This window comes from Nonomuraea turcica (assembly GCF_030718205.1).
In the GTDB taxonomy this organism is placed as follows: domain Bacteria; phylum Actinomycetota; class Actinomycetes; order Streptosporangiales; family Streptosporangiaceae; genus Nonomuraea.
The window spans coordinates 113,709-128,659 of sequence record NZ_JAUZQF010000004.1 but is presented as its reverse complement, the minus strand read 5'-3'; the positions used below and the strand labels follow the sequence as shown (position 1 = coordinate 128,659).

The 14,951-nt window shown below is 70.5% G+C and carries 15 protein-coding genes; 8 read left to right on the top strand and 7 right to left on the bottom strand.

What is annotated here, in order from left to right; translation table 11 throughout:
- The 6 genes from Q9G87_RS12485 to Q9G87_RS12460 all read left to right on the top strand — a co-directional run bounded on the left by Q9G87_RS12485 (nucleotide 1) and on the right by Q9G87_RS12460 (nucleotide 4,190).
- Nucleotides 1–915: a carbohydrate ABC transporter permease gene (locus tag Q9G87_RS12485; RefSeq protein WP_305916464.1), complete on the top strand. Its 915-nt coding sequence runs from the start codon at nucleotides 1–3 to the stop codon at nucleotides 913–915.
- A 2-nt stretch (nucleotides 916–917) separates the two neighbouring features.
- Nucleotides 918–1,772 carry a carbohydrate ABC transporter permease gene (locus Q9G87_RS12480; protein WP_305916463.1) on the top strand — a complete coding sequence of 285 codons (855 nt, stop codon included), beginning with the start codon at nucleotides 918–920 and terminating at the stop codon, nucleotides 1,770–1,772.
- A 9-nt stretch (nucleotides 1,773–1,781) separates the two neighbouring features.
- Nucleotides 1,782–2,057: a 4a-hydroxytetrahydrobiopterin dehydratase gene (locus Q9G87_RS12475; protein WP_305916462.1), complete on the top strand. Its 276-nt coding sequence runs from the start codon at nucleotides 1,782–1,784 to the stop codon at nucleotides 2,055–2,057.
- A 98-nt stretch (nucleotides 2,058–2,155) separates the two neighbouring features.
- A complete protein-coding gene (locus Q9G87_RS12470) occupies nucleotides 2,156–2,716 on the top strand; it encodes a superoxide dismutase family protein (protein ID WP_305916461.1) in 561 nt (186 codons plus the stop codon).
- A 47-nt stretch (nucleotides 2,717–2,763) separates the two neighbouring features.
- On the top strand, nucleotides 2,764–3,864 hold the full coding sequence (locus tag Q9G87_RS12465) for a low temperature requirement protein A (RefSeq protein WP_305916460.1): 1,101 nt from the start codon (nucleotides 2,764–2,766) through the stop codon (nucleotides 3,862–3,864).
- Nucleotides 3,861–4,190 (top strand): nuclear transport factor 2 family protein, encoded by a 330-nt coding sequence (locus Q9G87_RS12460; protein ID WP_305916459.1) that lies wholly within the window; start codon nucleotides 3,861–3,863, stop codon nucleotides 4,188–4,190. Before Q9G87_RS12465 ends, Q9G87_RS12460 begins: the two co-directional genes overlap by 4 nt.
- Before the next feature lie 148 nt (nucleotides 4,191–4,338).
- Here Q9G87_RS12460 and Q9G87_RS12455 read toward each other — a convergent pair whose 3' ends face one another.
- The 7 genes from Q9G87_RS12455 to Q9G87_RS12425 are packed head-to-tail and all read right to left on the bottom strand — an operon-like array spanning nucleotide 4,339 to nucleotide 12,006.
- Nucleotides 4,339–5,586, bottom strand: coding sequence for an alanine racemase (locus Q9G87_RS12455; protein ID WP_305916458.1), 1,248 nt, complete (start codon nucleotides 5,584–5,586; stop codon nucleotides 4,339–4,341).
- Nucleotides 5,583–6,311, bottom strand: a complete 729-nt coding sequence (locus tag Q9G87_RS12450) for an MBL fold metallo-hydrolase (protein ID WP_305916457.1) — start codon at nucleotides 6,309–6,311, stop codon at nucleotides 5,583–5,585. The genes Q9G87_RS12455 and Q9G87_RS12450 overlap by 4 nt, the downstream gene beginning before the upstream one ends.
- A 28-nt stretch (nucleotides 6,312–6,339) precedes the next feature.
- A complete protein-coding gene (locus Q9G87_RS12445) occupies nucleotides 6,340–7,467 on the bottom strand; it encodes a M20 family metallopeptidase (protein WP_305916456.1) in 1,128 nt (375 codons plus the stop codon).
- Nucleotides 7,464–8,453 carry an ABC transporter permease gene (locus tag Q9G87_RS12440; protein WP_305916455.1) on the bottom strand — a complete coding sequence of 330 codons (990 nt, stop codon included), beginning with the start codon at nucleotides 8,451–8,453 and terminating at the stop codon, nucleotides 7,464–7,466. The genes Q9G87_RS12445 and Q9G87_RS12440 overlap by 4 nt, the downstream gene beginning before the upstream one ends.
- The gene (locus tag Q9G87_RS12435; RefSeq protein ID WP_305916454.1) at nucleotides 8,453–9,382 is read right to left on the bottom strand and encodes an ABC transporter permease; all 930 of its coding nucleotides are present in this window, start codon (nucleotides 9,380–9,382) and stop codon (nucleotides 8,453–8,455) included. The genes Q9G87_RS12440 and Q9G87_RS12435 overlap by 1 nt, the downstream gene beginning before the upstream one ends.
- Entirely contained in the window at nucleotides 9,375–10,919 is a 1,545-nt protein-coding gene (locus Q9G87_RS12430) for a sugar ABC transporter ATP-binding protein (protein WP_305916453.1), read from the bottom strand. Before Q9G87_RS12430 ends, Q9G87_RS12435 begins: the two co-directional genes overlap by 8 nt.
- A gap of 13 nt (nucleotides 10,920–10,932) precedes the next feature.
- The gene (locus tag Q9G87_RS12425) at nucleotides 10,933–12,006 is read right to left on the bottom strand and encodes an ABC transporter substrate-binding protein (protein WP_305916452.1); all 1,074 of its coding nucleotides are present in this window, start codon (nucleotides 12,004–12,006) and stop codon (nucleotides 10,933–10,935) included.
- Nucleotides 12,007–12,175: 169 nt separating this feature from the next.
- Here Q9G87_RS12425 and Q9G87_RS12420 point away from each other — a divergent pair, with 169 nt between their 5' ends.
- Entirely contained in the window at nucleotides 12,176–13,714 is a 1,539-nt protein-coding gene (locus Q9G87_RS12420; RefSeq protein ID WP_305916451.1) for a helix-turn-helix domain-containing protein, read from the top strand.
- Nucleotides 13,683–14,948 (top strand): amidohydrolase/deacetylase family metallohydrolase, encoded by a 1,266-nt coding sequence (locus tag Q9G87_RS12415; protein ID WP_305916450.1) that lies wholly within the window; start codon nucleotides 13,683–13,685, stop codon nucleotides 14,946–14,948. The genes Q9G87_RS12420 and Q9G87_RS12415 overlap by 32 nt, the downstream gene beginning before the upstream one ends.
- Nucleotides 14,949–14,951: the final 3 nt, after the last annotated feature.

Sequence of the window (14,951 nt, the reverse complement as noted above, 5' to 3'; positions counted from 1 at the left end):
ATGGAGCGGTTGCGCAGGTACGGGTTCGTCGCCGGATTCCTCGTCGTCCCCGTCGCCCTCTATTCGGTCTTCGTCATCAGCCCCTATATCCAGGCGTTCCAGCTCTCGCTGACGAGCTGGAACGGATATTCCTCGGTCGTGCGATACGTGGGGCTGGACAACTTCGGCCGGTTGTTCGAGGACGAGGTATTCTGGCGGGCCCTGCGCAATCACGGACTTCTCCTGCTCGTCCTGCCGATCGTCACCATCGTCATCGCGCTCTTCCTGTCGTTCCTGCTGAACCTGGGCGGCGGCACGCGCGGCGCCGGCATGAAGGGCGTGTGGGGGTCGACGTTCTACCGGGTGGTCTACTTCTTCCCCCAAGTGCTCGCCGTGGCCGTGGTCGGGGTGCTGTTCCAGGCCGTCTACCGGCCGGACGAGGACGGCGTGCTCAACGGCGTGCTCGGCAGGTTCGGCGTCGAGCCCGTCGGCTGGCTCACCGAGCCGGGACTCGCCCTCTGGTCGATCATGGTGGTGATGGTCTGGCAGGCGGTCGGGTTCTACGTCGTGCTCTTCTCCGCGGGGATGGCCGCCATTCCTCGCGACTATTTCGAGGCCGCGGCGCTCGACGGCGCCGGGCGCGTGCGGCTGTTCTTCTCGATCACGCTGCCGCTGCTCCGCGACACCGTCCAGGTCGGCTGGATCTATCTCGGCATCGCCGCCTTCGACGGGTTCGCGCTGATCCTGGTGCTGGCGGGGGACAAGGGCGAGCCCGACGGGGCCACGACCATTCTCCCGGTCACCATCTACAAGACGGCCTTCGCCTTCAACAAGGTCGGGTACGCCTCCGCGATGGGCGTGGCGTTGTTCTTCCTGACCGTGACGTTCGCCGTGCTGACGTTGCGTACCACCAGGCGCGAGAGGATTGAGCTCTAGACATGGCCGCGCGTGACATCGGCCGGCCACGGCCCAGCGTGCTCAGTGGGCTGTCGCACATGGCGCTGGCTGTCTGGGCATTGCTGATCATCGCGCCGCTGGCGTGGACGTTGCTGGCGTCGTTCAAGACCAACACCGAGATCTTCGGCGACCCGCTGCAGTTGCCCGGCGCGCTGCGGCTCGACGCGTGGGGCCGGGCCTGGGGCAAAGCGCACATCGGGCAGTACATGCTCAACACGGTCATCGTCGTGTTCTTCGGTACGGCTGGGACGATGGTGTTCGGGTCGATGGCGGCGTATGTGTTGGCGCGATACCGCTTCATCGGCAACAAGCTGATTTATTACTACTTTGTGGCCGGTTTGGCATTCCCGGTCTTCCTGGCGTTGGGACCGCTCTTCTTCGTCGTCAAGCAGGTCGGCCTGCTGAACTCGCACCTCGGCCTGGTCCTGGTCTACATCGCCTATTCGCTGCCGTTCACGGTGTTCTTCTTGGCGGCATTTTTCCGGACATTGCCGGATGCTGTCGCCGAGGCGGCCCTCATCGACGGCGCCTCGCACACCCGCACGTTCTTCCAGATCATGGTCCCCATGGCCAAGCCCGGCCTGATCAGCATCACCATCTTCAACGTGCTCGGCCAGTGGAACCAGTATCTGCTGCCCCTCGTCCTCCTCGCCGGCGACCCGGACAAATGGGTCCTCACCCAGGGCATCGCCAGGATTTCCACCTTGGCCGGGTATGAGGCCGACTGGCCGGGCCTGTTCGCCGCCCTCAGCATGACGATCCTGCCGGTAATGATCGTCTACATCATTTTCCAGCGTCAGATCCAGTCTGGGCTCGGCACGGGGGCACTGAAATAAGGTGCAGTCATGGACGTCGAGAGCAAGCTCAAAGCCCTGCCGGAGTGGCGGCGCGAGGGCGAGGAGATCCGGCGCACGGTCACCGCGCCCGACTTCCCCGCCGCCATCCGCATCGTCGACGAGATCGCGGTCAAGGCCGAGGAGCTCAACCACCATCCCGACATCGACATCCGGTGGCGCACGCTGCATTTGGCGCTCACCACCCATGACCAGGGCGGCCTCACCGACCTCGACTTCACCCTGGCCGCGATGATCGACGACATCGCGGCGAGACACGGTGCTTGAAAGACTTGGCGGCGAATACCCAGGGTAGTGGGTCGATTACTCGTTAGAGTGGGTGCTTTCTCCGAGCCTGACAGCGGCTCGGCCGATGAGGAGCTCTCATGCGCGTGCCCACCGTCCTGTTCATCCCGCTCGTCGCGATCGGCGCCGCCGCCTGCGCGGGCCCGTCGGCCCCGCTGCAGAACGCCCCCGCGCGGGGCGCGTCCGCGAACAGCCAGCTCTCGCTGTCCGCCGCCGGCGACTTCACCCTGTCCGACACCGACGCCATCGTCTACGACCGCAAGCTGGCCCCCAAGGGCGCTCAGGCCAGCGTCACCGCCGAGTCCTCCGGCGGCCAGACCCGCACCTCGCTCGTCGTCGAGGGATTCCTGCCGAGCCACACCTACGGCGTCCACCTGCACGCCAAGCCATGTGGCAAGAAACCCGACGACGCGGGATCGCACTACCAGCACCGCCAGGGACAGATCGACCCGGTCAGCGAGGTCTGGCTGGGCGTCGCCACCGACGCCCAGGGCGCGGGTCGCTCGACCGCCCGCAACCCCTGGGCGCTGGACCCCAACCGGCTGCCCCACTCGCTCGTGATCCACGCCAAGCCCACCGTCACCAGCGGTCCGAAGGCCGGCCAGGCGGGGGACCGCGTCGCCTGCCTCACGCTACGCTAAGCCCGGCAGACAGGGCATAATTACACAATTACATAGCGGAGGTATGAGTGACCAACAGCCGACAATGGCAGCCACCCCGATTAAGACTCTTCGAGGACGCCCACCGCCGTGCCACCTGGCTCGAGTTACTCTACGACCTCGTCTTCGTCGTGGCGGTAGCGGAGCTGGCCGCGGTGCTCGCCGAAGATGACAACGTCGGCGCGTTCGTGGGGCTGTTCGTCCCCATCTGGTGGGCCTGGGCGGGATACGTCTTCTACGCCAACAGGTTCGACACCGACGACGTCAGCCACCGGCTGCTCGCGCTGCCCCAGATCCTGGCGGTGGCGACCATGGCCGCCAGCGTGGGCGACATCGAGCACCGCTCCGGGCTCTTCGCGATCGCCTACGCGGCGGCCCGGGTGCTGCTCATCGTGGCCTACGCCCGCGCCGGCCGCCACGTGCCCGAGGCCCGGCCGCTGACGATGCGCTACGCCGCCGGGTTCGCCGGGGCCGCGGTCATCTGGCTGGCCTCGCTCGCCGTCGAGCCGCCCACGCGTTACTGGTTCTGGGCCGTCGCCATCGTCGTCGACCTGGCCACGCCCCTGCTGGCCCGCCGCTACCAGGGCAAGCTGCCTCCGCAGACCGAGCACCTGCCCGAACGTTTCGGTCTGTTCGTGGTGATCGTGCTCGGTGAGGTCGTCGCCGCGGTCGTCGTCGGCCTCAAGGGCCACGACGTCACACCGGGCACGCTGCTGATCGCCCTGGCCGGCGTGGCCGTCGCGATGGGCTTCTGGTGGCTCTATTTCGGCCACCTCGACGAGTCCGTCGTCCTGCGCACCCGGCTGGCCGGGCAGGTGTGGGTCTACTCGCACCTGCCGTTGTCGCTGGGCCTGGTTGCCTTCGGGATCGGCATCGAGCACGCCATCGCCCACCCGTCCAGCACGAGCTGGGCCATCGGGCTGCCTGCCGCGCTGGTGTTCGCCGTGCTCGGGGTGCAGCACCTGTGCTCGCTCGACCGCCGCGCCGCCGTCATCCGCCTGGCCACCGCCGCGCTCACCCTCGCAACGTCCGCGCTGCCCACCGCGGCTGCGCTGCCGCTCATTCTCCTGTACGCGGCCGCGCAGGTGGCGTACGACCTGCTCCGACCACGACCGGAAGGCGCCGCATGACCACCAAGGACCTGTTCGACCGCCAGCTGGCCGCGATCGCGGGCCAGGACCTCGAGGCCCTCCTCGCCCAATACCACGACGATGCCACGGTGATCCGCTTTGACCGTGTCGCCAGGGGCCCCGCCGAGATCAGGGAGTTGTTCACGGCGTATCTGTCGGCGAAGCCCCAGGTCGACGAGATCGTCTCGCTGCAGGTGACCGATGACGTGATCTTCTACAACGCGGTGATGACGATCGGCGGCAACCGCGTCACCACCTACGGCACCCTCTTGATCAGGGACGGCAGGATCTGGCGCCAGACGGCCGCCGCGCTCCCAGTGACCTGATCATTCCTTCACCAGTGCGAACGCACCCCGGACCAGGGTCAGCATGTCCAGTCCCACCTGCTCGCCGAACGGAGCGTCAGAGTTGACCGCCATCGCCAGGGCCCTGCACCTGTCGATCTCATCGGTGGAGAAGAACGTCAATCCTGATTCAGAAGTACGTGCGGATCAGGTCCACCACTGTGTGGTCGTCATCGATCATCGGGATCACCTTCCACTTGTCGAACGCCGTGCAGGGATGGGAGATCCCGAAGCGGATCAGCTCACCCGGCGCGAGTGTGGCGTCCGCGCCCACCTCGACATAGGCGTGGTGGTCGTTGACCGACCTCACCCGCAGCCCGCCGGCCGGGCGGAGCGTGCCGTCGAGGGCGCGGACCTGCAGCGGCGAAGGCAGGCCCTCGTCGTAGGCCACCTCGCGCTTGCCCATGCCCACGATGGCCAGGCCGTCCTCCGGCGTCGAGAGCACCTGGGCCCACATGTGGAGGGCAGGCTCCAGCGAACCTTCTTCGGGGATGCGCCGGAACGGCGTCCAGTCCTGATAAATCCCGTCATCGTGGGAGATGTAGGCGCCGCTGCGGAGCACCACCCGCAGCCGGTGCCCCGGCAGCCACGTGCCGGCCAGCCGATCGGCGACCACGTCGAAATACTTGCTGCCACCCGCGGTGACGACGACCTCCTCTCCCAGCAGGCGCTCGACCGACAGCCGGTGCACGGCCGCCCGCACCCCAGCCAGGTAACGCCCGGCCGCCTCCGCGTCGGGCAGCCCGCCCTCGTAGGCGGCCAGCCCGGCCAGCTCCAGCCCGGGGGCCTCCACGATGGCCCGCGCCACGTCGCACAGCTCGGCGACCGTACGGCATCCCGTGCGCCCGCCTCGATGACCCAGCTCGGCGAGCACCCGGAGCGGCCGCCCGCCCGGCACGGAGGCGACGGCGGCCGCCATCGTGCGCACGCCGGTCACGGAGTCGGCGCAGCACAGGAAGTCGAAGCCCTGCTGGACCTGCTCGGCCGCCCAGCGCAGCGGGCCCGGGTCGAGGAGCTCATTGGCGAGCAGCACGCTCGGCACGCCGAACGCCCGGCAGGCCAGCGCCTGGCCCACCGTGGCCACCGTGATCGCCGTCGCTCCGGCGGCGAGCTGGGCCGCGAAGAGCGAGGGCGCCATGGTGGTCTTACCGTGCGGGGCGAACTCCAGGCCGTGCCGGGCGCAGAAGCGGGCCAGGGTGTCGATGTTGTGCACGAGGGCGGCGCGGTCGGCCACCATGACGGGCCAGGTGAACGCCCCGCCGAAGAGGTGGTGCCGCTGGGCCGCGAACTCGTCGAGCGACACCGCGGGCCCCGGCCACCACAGGCCCTTGGTCCGCCAGTCGATCCGCTCCGCGGGGAGGGACAGCTTGATCGTCACGTGGTGCTCTCCGGTAGGAGCCCGCGGGCGAGGACGTCGCGGGCGGTGGTCAGGTGCCGATGGGCCCGGCGCAGCGAGATCTCGTGATGCCCGGGAAAGAGCGCGTCCACCTCCAACTCGGCCAGGCGGGCCAGGCTGGCGGCGTACTCGGGGATCCGGCAGTCGTGCAGGTTCTGCAGCGACACCCGGCCGCCGGTGAAGACGCAGTCGCCGGAGAACAGGGCACGGTGCCCGGGCGCCTCCAGCAGGTAACAGGTGTGGCCGTCGGCGTGGCCTGGCGTCGCCACCGCGCGGAGCGTCACGCCTCCCAGGTCGATCAGCGCTCCGTCGGCGATGGGCTCGATGCCGGGACACGGCGCGAACGTGTAGTCCCGCGGATACGTGCCGCCCGCCCGCGCCCGGTCGAGGCTGATCATCTGCTCGTCGCCGCTTGCGATCCACCGGTCCGCCGGCGGACCGGCGAGCATGCGCAGGCCCGGTATCCGCCGTGCCAGCGCGGCGGCGCCGCCCGCGTGGTCGGCGTGGCCATGGGTGAGCAGCAGGTATGCGGGCACGGCACCGGCCAGGTTGCCCACGATGGCCTCCACGTCCCGCCCCGCTCCGGCGTCGACCAGCGCGCACGCCCGCTCACCCCGGACCAGGTAGACGTGGCAGTCCAGGGAATCGGTGAGATCGAATCCCGCGGCGCCGCTGCCGACAAGGTCCACGTGATCGCTCAGCCGCACGTGCGCACCCCGCCGTCCACGTGGTCGTTCAGCCGCACGCGTCCCCCCGGACCAGATCGACGATGAGGTCGGCGGCGAGGCGCACGTCGGCGAGGGCGATCGACTCGTCCACCGAGTGGGCGTCGAGGATCGAGCCAGGCCCGAAGACCACCGCCGGGATGCCCGCCCGCGCGATCTTGCTGGCGTCCGTGCAGAACGGCATGCCGTGCACCCTCGTGTCCAGGCCGCGGGCGGCGAGCACGTGGCACAGTCCGGTGACGACCGGGCTGTCCGCCGGGGTGCCGAGCGCGTAGTCCACGGTGAACGGCGGGTCGAGCTCGATCCGGCCGGGCAGCAGGCGCGCCAGCTCCTCGCGGTCTCGCTCCCACACTTCCAGCGGATCCTCGCCGGGCAACGTGCGCCGATCCATGTCGATCTCGCACCGCCCGGGGACGATGTTCGGGCCGGTGCCGCCGCGGATCCGGGTGACGCACCGGGTGGCCGCCCCGAGCAGCGGATGGTGGGGTACGTCGGGCGTGGTGGCGTCCAGGTGGGCCAGGACGCGGGTCATCAACGTCACGGCGTTGACCGCATCGTCCGGGCGAGAGGCGTGGCCGGCCTCGCCCAGCGTACGCACCGTGTAGCGGACCACCCCCTTGTGCGCGATGCCTGCCGCGAGCCCGGTCGGCTCGCCGACCACCGCCGCGGCGACCTCGGGCACGGGCAGGTCCTCAAGGAGCCCGAGCACGCCCCGGTAGCGGTGCTCCTCGTCGATCACCCCGGCGAGCACCACGGTGCACGGCGGCTCAGGACCGCCGGCCAGCTCGGCCGCGGCCAGCATGAACGCCGCCAGGGAGCCCTTGGCGTCGCAGGCGCCCCGCCCGTACAACCGCCCGTCGCGGACCTCACCCGCGTACGGGTCCACGGTCATGCCCTCGACCTCGACCGTGTCCAGGTGCGACACCAGCAGGAGGGCCCGCGGGTCGCGGCCGGGCACCACGGCCACGACGTTGGGCCGCCCAGGCAGCACCTCGCGGGTCGAGGCGGCGACGCCATGCCCGGCGAGCCAGTCGCGGACGGCCATGGCCAGCGCGGCCTCGCCCGGCCCCGTCCCGTCGCGCGGGTTGACGCTGGGGACGCGTACCAGCTCGCGCAGCAGCGCCTCGGCGGGGCTCATGCCGTGCGCCGTTCGCGGGCGTACAGGAGCAGGAGCACGATGATGAGCAGTCCCAGCGTCACCTGGCGCAGCCCTTCGCTGAGGTTCCACGCCACCAGCAGCGCGGTCAGCAGGGTCAGCAGCAACGCGCCAGCGACCGTGCCGAGCAGGTGCCCACGTCCGCCCAGGATCGACGTCCCGCCGAGGACGACGGCCGCGATCGACAGTAGCTGGTACGGGTTGCCCATGGTGAGCGAGCTGGTCCCGGTGAACCCGAGCAACACCAGCCCGGCGACCCCGGCGAGTAGCGCGCAGGCGGCGTACATCACGAGGGTGGTGACCGGCACGGGCACGCCGGACGCCCGCGAGGCGGGCTCGCTGGTGCCGAGCGCGAAGGCGTAAGCCCCGAGCCGCGACAGGTGTAGCAGCCAGACGGCGACGGCCGCGATGCCGAGCCACAGGACGGTGGCCAGCGGGATCCCCGCCGCGCTGCCGTTGGCGAGCGCGTCGAGCAGCGGGATGCTCGCCGACTTGGGCGAGCCGTTGGTGTAGATGAGCAGCGCGCCCGAGATGACCGTGGTGCTCGCCAGCGTCATGACCATGGGCGGCAGGCGCAGCCAGACGATGCCGGCGGCGTTCACTACCCCGACCAGCGCGCTGACCGCCAGCGCGACGAGGATGGCCACCGCGGCGCCCGATCCGGCGGCCACCTGAGCGCACACGACCGCCGACAGCGCCACCACCGCGGAGACCGACAGATCGATGCCGCTCATCATCACCACGAGCGTCTGCCCGACGGCGACGATGCCGAGGAACGAGGCGGTCTGCACCAGGTAACGCACGCTGGCCAGGCTGTCGAACCCTCTCGCGAACAGGACCGCCGCCACCCACGTCAGCGCCAGCACCCCGAACGCCCACAGAGCCCGGTTGCCGCGCAGCCCGTCGAAGGAGCGCCGCGGCCCCGCATCGCTGCCCCGCACGCCCGAGCCCTGGACGGTCTGCGTCATCAGGCCACCGCCTTCCTGGTCGCCAGCGTCTTCACCGCGACCGCCACGATCAGCGCGACACCCTGCAGGATCATCTGGTAGAAGCTCGAGATCCCGGTGAACAGCAGCAGGTTGGTCAGCAGCCCGAGCAGCAGCGCGCCGAGCAGCGTGCCGCGCATCTGCCCCACCCCGCCGAAGAAGCTGATCCCGCCGAGCACTGCCACCGCGATGGAGTTCAGCGTGTACGGCACACCGATCGTCGGATCGCCCGACCCGGTCTGGATCGCCAGGCCGATCCCGGCCAGCCCGGTGAAGAGACCGGCGAGTCCGTACGCGTAGATCTTGACGCGGCGCGTGTCGACGCCGTTGGCGTAGGCGCCGTGCTCGTTGCCGCCGACCGCGTACAGCGCCAGGCCGAAATGGGTCGTCTTGACCAGCTTCCACAGGCCCAGGGCCACGCCGATGGCGATGGCGGGCAGCGCCAGGCCGTGCCAGCCGAGGTTGTAGGCCCGCACCAGCCCTTCGGGCACCTGCCCGCCGGGCTGGGGGAGCACAATCAGCGTGACCCCGCCCCACAGGAACGACGCCGCCAGCGTGACGATGATCGGCGGCAGGCCGGCGTACGCGACCAGCACCCCGTTGGCCGCGCCAGCCAGAACGGTGACCGCGAGCGCGAGTGCCATGGCGGCCACCACGCCTCCGGGGGCATCGGGAGGATAGATGACGAACATCGCCATGCCGAGCGACAACACGGCGCCGAGCGACAGGTCGATGCCGCCGGTCAGCATGACGATGGTCTGCCCGGCGGCGGCCAGGATCAGCGGCAGGAACTGCGCGGACAGGATCGTGATCGTCGACGGGTGCAGCAGCGTCGGGTCGAGCCGCTGGTAGACGACGAGCACCACGGCCAGCAACGCGCACAGTCCCAGCAGGTCGAGGCGGTTACGCACCGGCCACCTCCGTCGCCGTGCTCTCGCCCGCCACCTCCGCGGCCGTGCTCCTGCCTGCCACCGACGCCTGGACCAGGCGTTCCTCGGTCAGCTCGGCTCCGGCCAGCCGGTCCACGACCGCGCCCTCGTACATGACCAGGACCTCGTCGCACAGGCCCACCAACTCCATGGTGTCGCCGGAGGTCACCAGCACGGCCAGGCCCTCACCGGCCAGTTCGCGTAGCAGGTGGTAGATCTCACGCTTGGTGCCGACATCGATGCCGCGGGTCGGCTCGGCGAGCAGGAGAACGCGGGGCCGGTTCGGCAACCACTTGGCCAGCGCGACCTTCTGCTGGTTGCCGCCGGACAGGCGGCGGGCCTCCTGGGCGGGGGAGGTGGTCTTGATCCGCATGCGGGCGATCAGGTCGTTCACGAGCCGGTCCTCGCGCCGTCGGGAGACGGTGGTCAGCGTGCGGGCGGGGGCGAGGGTGCGCAGGCTGGTCAGCGCGAGGTTGGCGCGGACGCTCCTGACCACATGCAGCCCTTCGGTCTTGCGGTCCTCCGGCACGTAGCCGATGCCGCGGCGGATCGCCTCGCGAGGGGAGGCGAGGCGGCAGGGCCGCCCGTCCACCGTGATCCGGCCGCTGTGGGGACGCAGGCCGAACAGGGCACGCAACACCTCCCGCTGGCCCTGGCCCTGCAGCCCGCCCAGGCCGACGATCCGTCCCGGCGCCAGCTCCAGGTCCGCGTCCTGAGCTCCGGCGAACAGACCGGAGGCGGTCAGAACCGGCCCTTCGGCAGACGGCGCGACGTCCGCCTTGGGAGGGAACATGGCCGAGAGTTCGCGGCCCACCATCAGCCGGATGAGGTCGTCGTGGCCGGTCTGCGCGCGCTCCCGGGTGGCCATGACCTCGCCGTCCTTGAGTACAGTCAGCCGGTCGGCGACGGCGAGCAGCTCCCCCATGCGGTGGCTGACGATCATGACGGAGCGGCCACGCTCGCGCAGGTCGGCGATCACCCGGAAGACTGCGCTCACCTGGTCGTCGTCGAGTGCCGATGTGGCCTCGTCGAGTATCAGCAGACGCGGGTCCGCGGTGAGCGCCTTGGCGAGCTCCACGAGCTGCTGCGCGCCGAGCGGCAGCCGCCCGGCGGGCGTGCGCGGGTCGACGTCCAGGCCGACCCGCTCCAGCAGCGGGCGGGCACGGGCCGCCAGATCTCGGTGACGGACCAAACCGCGGCGGCTGGGCCAGGCCCCGAGGAACACGTTCTCGGCCACGCTCTGATGCGGGTTCAGGCTCAGCTCCTGATGCACTGAGGCGATGCCGGCGGCCCGCGCGCGGTGCGGTGACCACGCGCGGACGGCTTCGCCGTCGTACCGGATGGTGCCGGAGTCCGGGGTGAGCAGGCCAGTGATCAGCGAGAGCACGGTGCTCTTGCCGGCGCCGTTCTCGCCCACCAGGGCGAGCACCTCTCCGGCGTGGATGTCGAAGCCGACCTCGCGCAGGACGGTGACGCCGGCGAAGGACTTCGACACCCGCTCGACGTTCAGCAGCGTCATCCGGGTCCCTCCGCTACGCGCCGAGCAGCTTGTCGATCTCGCTCTGCGGGATCGGCTGGATGGGGTAGGAGTCGTCGGGCTGGTCCGGCTTGACGAACTGGTCGAGGTTCTCATCGGTGATCTTGGGGAGGGGGACGGTGATGGTGGACGGGACGGCGGTGCCGGCGCTCTTGGCCACCGCGGCTCGCAACGCGATCACCGCCAGGTAGTTGGGCTGCGCCGTGGCGATGGAGGAGAAGCCCTCCTTGCGCTTGTCGGCCCACAGCTTGAGGAAGCCGTTGTAGTTCTCACCGGTGATCGGGACGAGCTTCTTGTCCTGCTTGACCAGGGTCTGCAGGGCCGCGGCGGACAGGGCGCCGCCCTGGGAGAAGACGCCGGTGATGGTCGGATGCGCCGAATAGGCCGAGGCGAACGCCTGCGCGGCCGGGGCCAGGTTGTACTCGCTGTGGACGTTCGCCGCGATCTTGATGTCCGGGTACTTCTTGAAGACCTCTTCCGCGCCCTTCCAGCGCTCCTCGCTGACGGACACGCCGGCCGGGCCGTTCATCGCGATGATCTCGCCCTTGCCGCCGAGCTTGTCGGCCAGCCACTGGGCCGTCATCCGGCCCCACTCGACCTGGTCGGTGCCGACCCTGATGACCTTCTCGCTGGTGACGAGGCTGTCGAAGTTCACGACCACGATGCCTGCGGCCACGGCCTTCTCCATCACCGGGTTGAGCGCGGTGGAGGAGCCGGCGTCGACGAGGATGACGTCGTACTTCTGGGTGATCATGGCCTGGATCTGGGCGATCTGCTGGGAGGTGTCGCCGTTGGCGTTGAAGGTCTCATAGCTCGCCACCTTGCCCTCGGCCTTGAGCTTGGCCACGTCCTCCTCGAGCATCTGCAGGGTCTGCTGCATCCACGAGGGGGCGAGATAGATGGTGGACCAGCCGACCTTGAGCGCCTTGGGCGCGGCGCTCGACGCGCCGCCGGTCGCTCCGGCGGGGGAGGCCGTGGTGTTTCCCTGGTCGACGTTGCACGCCGCGGTCGCCAGAAGTGCGCCGAGTGCCGCCGAGGCGATCAGGGCGCGTCGCGTCATCCTCGTCATGGAGCCCTCCTCTAACGGACCACGTTCGTAAGTGGTTCGTAGTATGGTGGGATCAGGATGCTCCTAAGGAGATGTTTCGGTCAACAGTGGGTGCGTTAAAACGGCGTGTCCGGTGCTGAGGCGCGATTTATTGTGAACTACTTGTGAACATCGGTCGTATAGGGAGATCATGACGATCGTGATCGGGCTCGTCATCCACGCGAGCCACCGAGCCGTCTTCGAGGAGGCGGCCCGCACGCTGTCGGGCGTGCGGCTGGAGTGGGTGAGCTACGAGCAGGAGGAGGAGATCCGGCCGCGGGTCCAGGCGCTCCTCGAGCGCGAGCAGGTGCATGGCCTGCTGCTCGGTCAGGTGCCCTATGCCAAGTCGCGCGACCTGCTCCCGGCCGGGCTGTCCGTCGCGGTCACCAAGTCCCGCGCCCTCGACCTGTCCTTCGCCTTCTTCCGCGCGCAGGCGGACGGCCGGCCCGCGGTGCCGGTCAGCGTCGACACGTTCGATCCCGAGACGGTCAGCGAGGTTGTCCAGGCGCTCGGGCTCGACCACGACCAGGTGGCCTGCCTGCCGTACGATCCGGAGCAGACCGTCGACGAGATCGTCGCCTTCCACCGCCGCTTCGCCCAGCGGACCGGCGCCGCCTATGCCATCAGCCTGCGCACCGCCGTCACCGCCCGGCTGACCGCGGGCTCGGTCCCCGTGGTGAACGCCTTGCAGGGGCCTGCCACCATCCGGGCCGACCTTCACGAGCTCGCCCTGCGTATCCAGTCGCGGCAGGCCAGCGCGTCGCGGTTCGCCGCGGGGGTCTTCCTCGTAGGGGCCCAGGACGCCCAGGCCGACCTCGACCGGGCCCGCATCGGGCTGATGAATCTGCTGGTCAACACGCCGGAGTTCGGCGAGGCGTGGATCGAGAACCGCGACCGCCGCGGCGTCGTCGTCTTCGCGCACAAGGCGCTGTTCGAGGAGGTCACCCACAACTGGGTGTCCCTGCCCATCCTCGGCGTGGCCCAGGAGACCCTGGGCGTCCGGCTCGCCGCCGGGTTCGGCATCGGCGGGTCCGCCCGCACCTGCGTCCAGCTCGCCGAATGGGCGGCCTCGCGCGCCGAGCAGGAGGCCGCGCCCTCGGCCTACCTCGTGGAGGACAGCGGCGTCATCATCGGTCCGATGAGCGGGTCCGGCTCACCGCTGGCCTTCACCTACCGTGACCACGGGGGTGACCTGGAGGAGTTGGCGCGGCGCGCCGGTCTCAGCGCGGCGACCCTGTCCCGGCTCGCCGCGGTCGAACGCAGCCTCGCCGGGCGCCTGATCTCGCCGAGCGAACTCGCGGGTCAGCTTGGCATCACCAACCCGAGCGGCCGCCGACTGATCCGCAAGCTCAGCGAGTCCGGGCTGGTCACCGAGGAGGGCAGCGAGCAGATGCACCGCAAGGGCCGCCCAACCCGCCTCTACCGCCTCGGCATCGCCACTGCCCTCACCCTCACCCCCGGAGACGGCACCCCCCGCGCGACCGACTCCGGCTCATGGCAGGGTGCGGCGACGGATCTCGATCCCGGCCCTGGGCTCGGTGGTGGCCGTGGACGAGACCGCGGCCCGTGGCAGGGCGACGCGACCGGCCCCGAGGCCGGTGCCGGGCGGGGCGGTGGTCCGGTGGGCGAGACCGCTTCGCGACAGGGAGAGGAGCAGGATGTCCTACGATCTGCTGCTGGCCGGTGGTGAGGTCATCGACGTCGGTGGCGGGCACGTCGGCCGGTACGACGTCGGTGTGCGCGGCGGCCGGATCGCCGCCGTCGCCCCCGCCCTGCCCCGGGACCTGGCCCGCGAGGTCGTCGACGCCCGGGGCAAGGTGATCACGCCCGGCCTGGTCGACCTGCACACGCACGTCCACCCCGGTGCCACGTACTGGGGGATCGACCCCGACCCCGTCGCCTGGTACACCGGCGTGACCACCTGGGTCGACGCCGGCTCGGCCGGCGCGTACGCCATCGAGTCCCTGCGCGCCGCCGTCACCGACTACCAGGTGCGGGTCGCGGCGCTGCTCAACGTCTCCGCCGTCGGCCTGACCGCGCCCGACGGGGAGAGCCGCGAGCTGGCCAACTGCGACGTCGACCTCGCCGCGGCGACCTTGGCGGGCAATCGCGACCTGCTCTTCGGTGTGAAGGTGCGCATGGACGGCAAGACCGTGGGCACGAACGGGCTGGAGCCGTTGCGCCGCGCGATCAAGGTGGCCGAGGCAGGCGAGGTCCCGGTCATGGTGCACATCGGCGTCGCGCCACCGGCCGTGGACGAGGTGCTGCGCCTGCTGCGACCCGGCGACATCGTCACCCACTGCGCCAGCGGGCTGGCCACCGGCATGGTGGAAGGAGGCGGCATCGCGGCCGCCGTGGTCGAGGCGTACGCCGCCGGCGTGCTGTTCGACATCGGGCACGGATCCGGAGGGTTCGCGTTCGACGTGCTCGAAGCACAGCTCAAGGCCGGGATGATCCCTCACGTGATCTCCTCCGATCTGCACGCGCGGTGCCTGTACGGGCCCGTGTTCGACTTGCCGACGACGATGACGAAGCTGCTCGCCGTCGGGCTGCCGCTGGAGGAGGTGGTCGCCGCGGCCACCGTGCGTCCTGCTCAGGCGCTCGGCCTGCCCGGCGGCGCAGGGACGCTCGCCGTGGGCGCCCGGGCCGACCTCGCGGTGTTCGCATTGGAGGAAGGCGCGTTCGAGCTGGTCGACTCACACCGGCAGCTCCGGACCTCGGATCGGCGGCTGGTCAACGAGCTCACCTATGTCGCCGGCCGCCCGCTGCCGCCCCGGCTGCCGCCCCGCCCCAAGCCCTGGATCCCGCTCACCGAGGCCCAGCACGAGGCGCTGCGCCAGCGGGCCGGACGGGTCCGCGCGCTGCTCTCCGCCCCGCTGGTCGGCGCGGACGGGCTGGCCGAGCAGTTCCCCCGGTCGCCCTGAGGC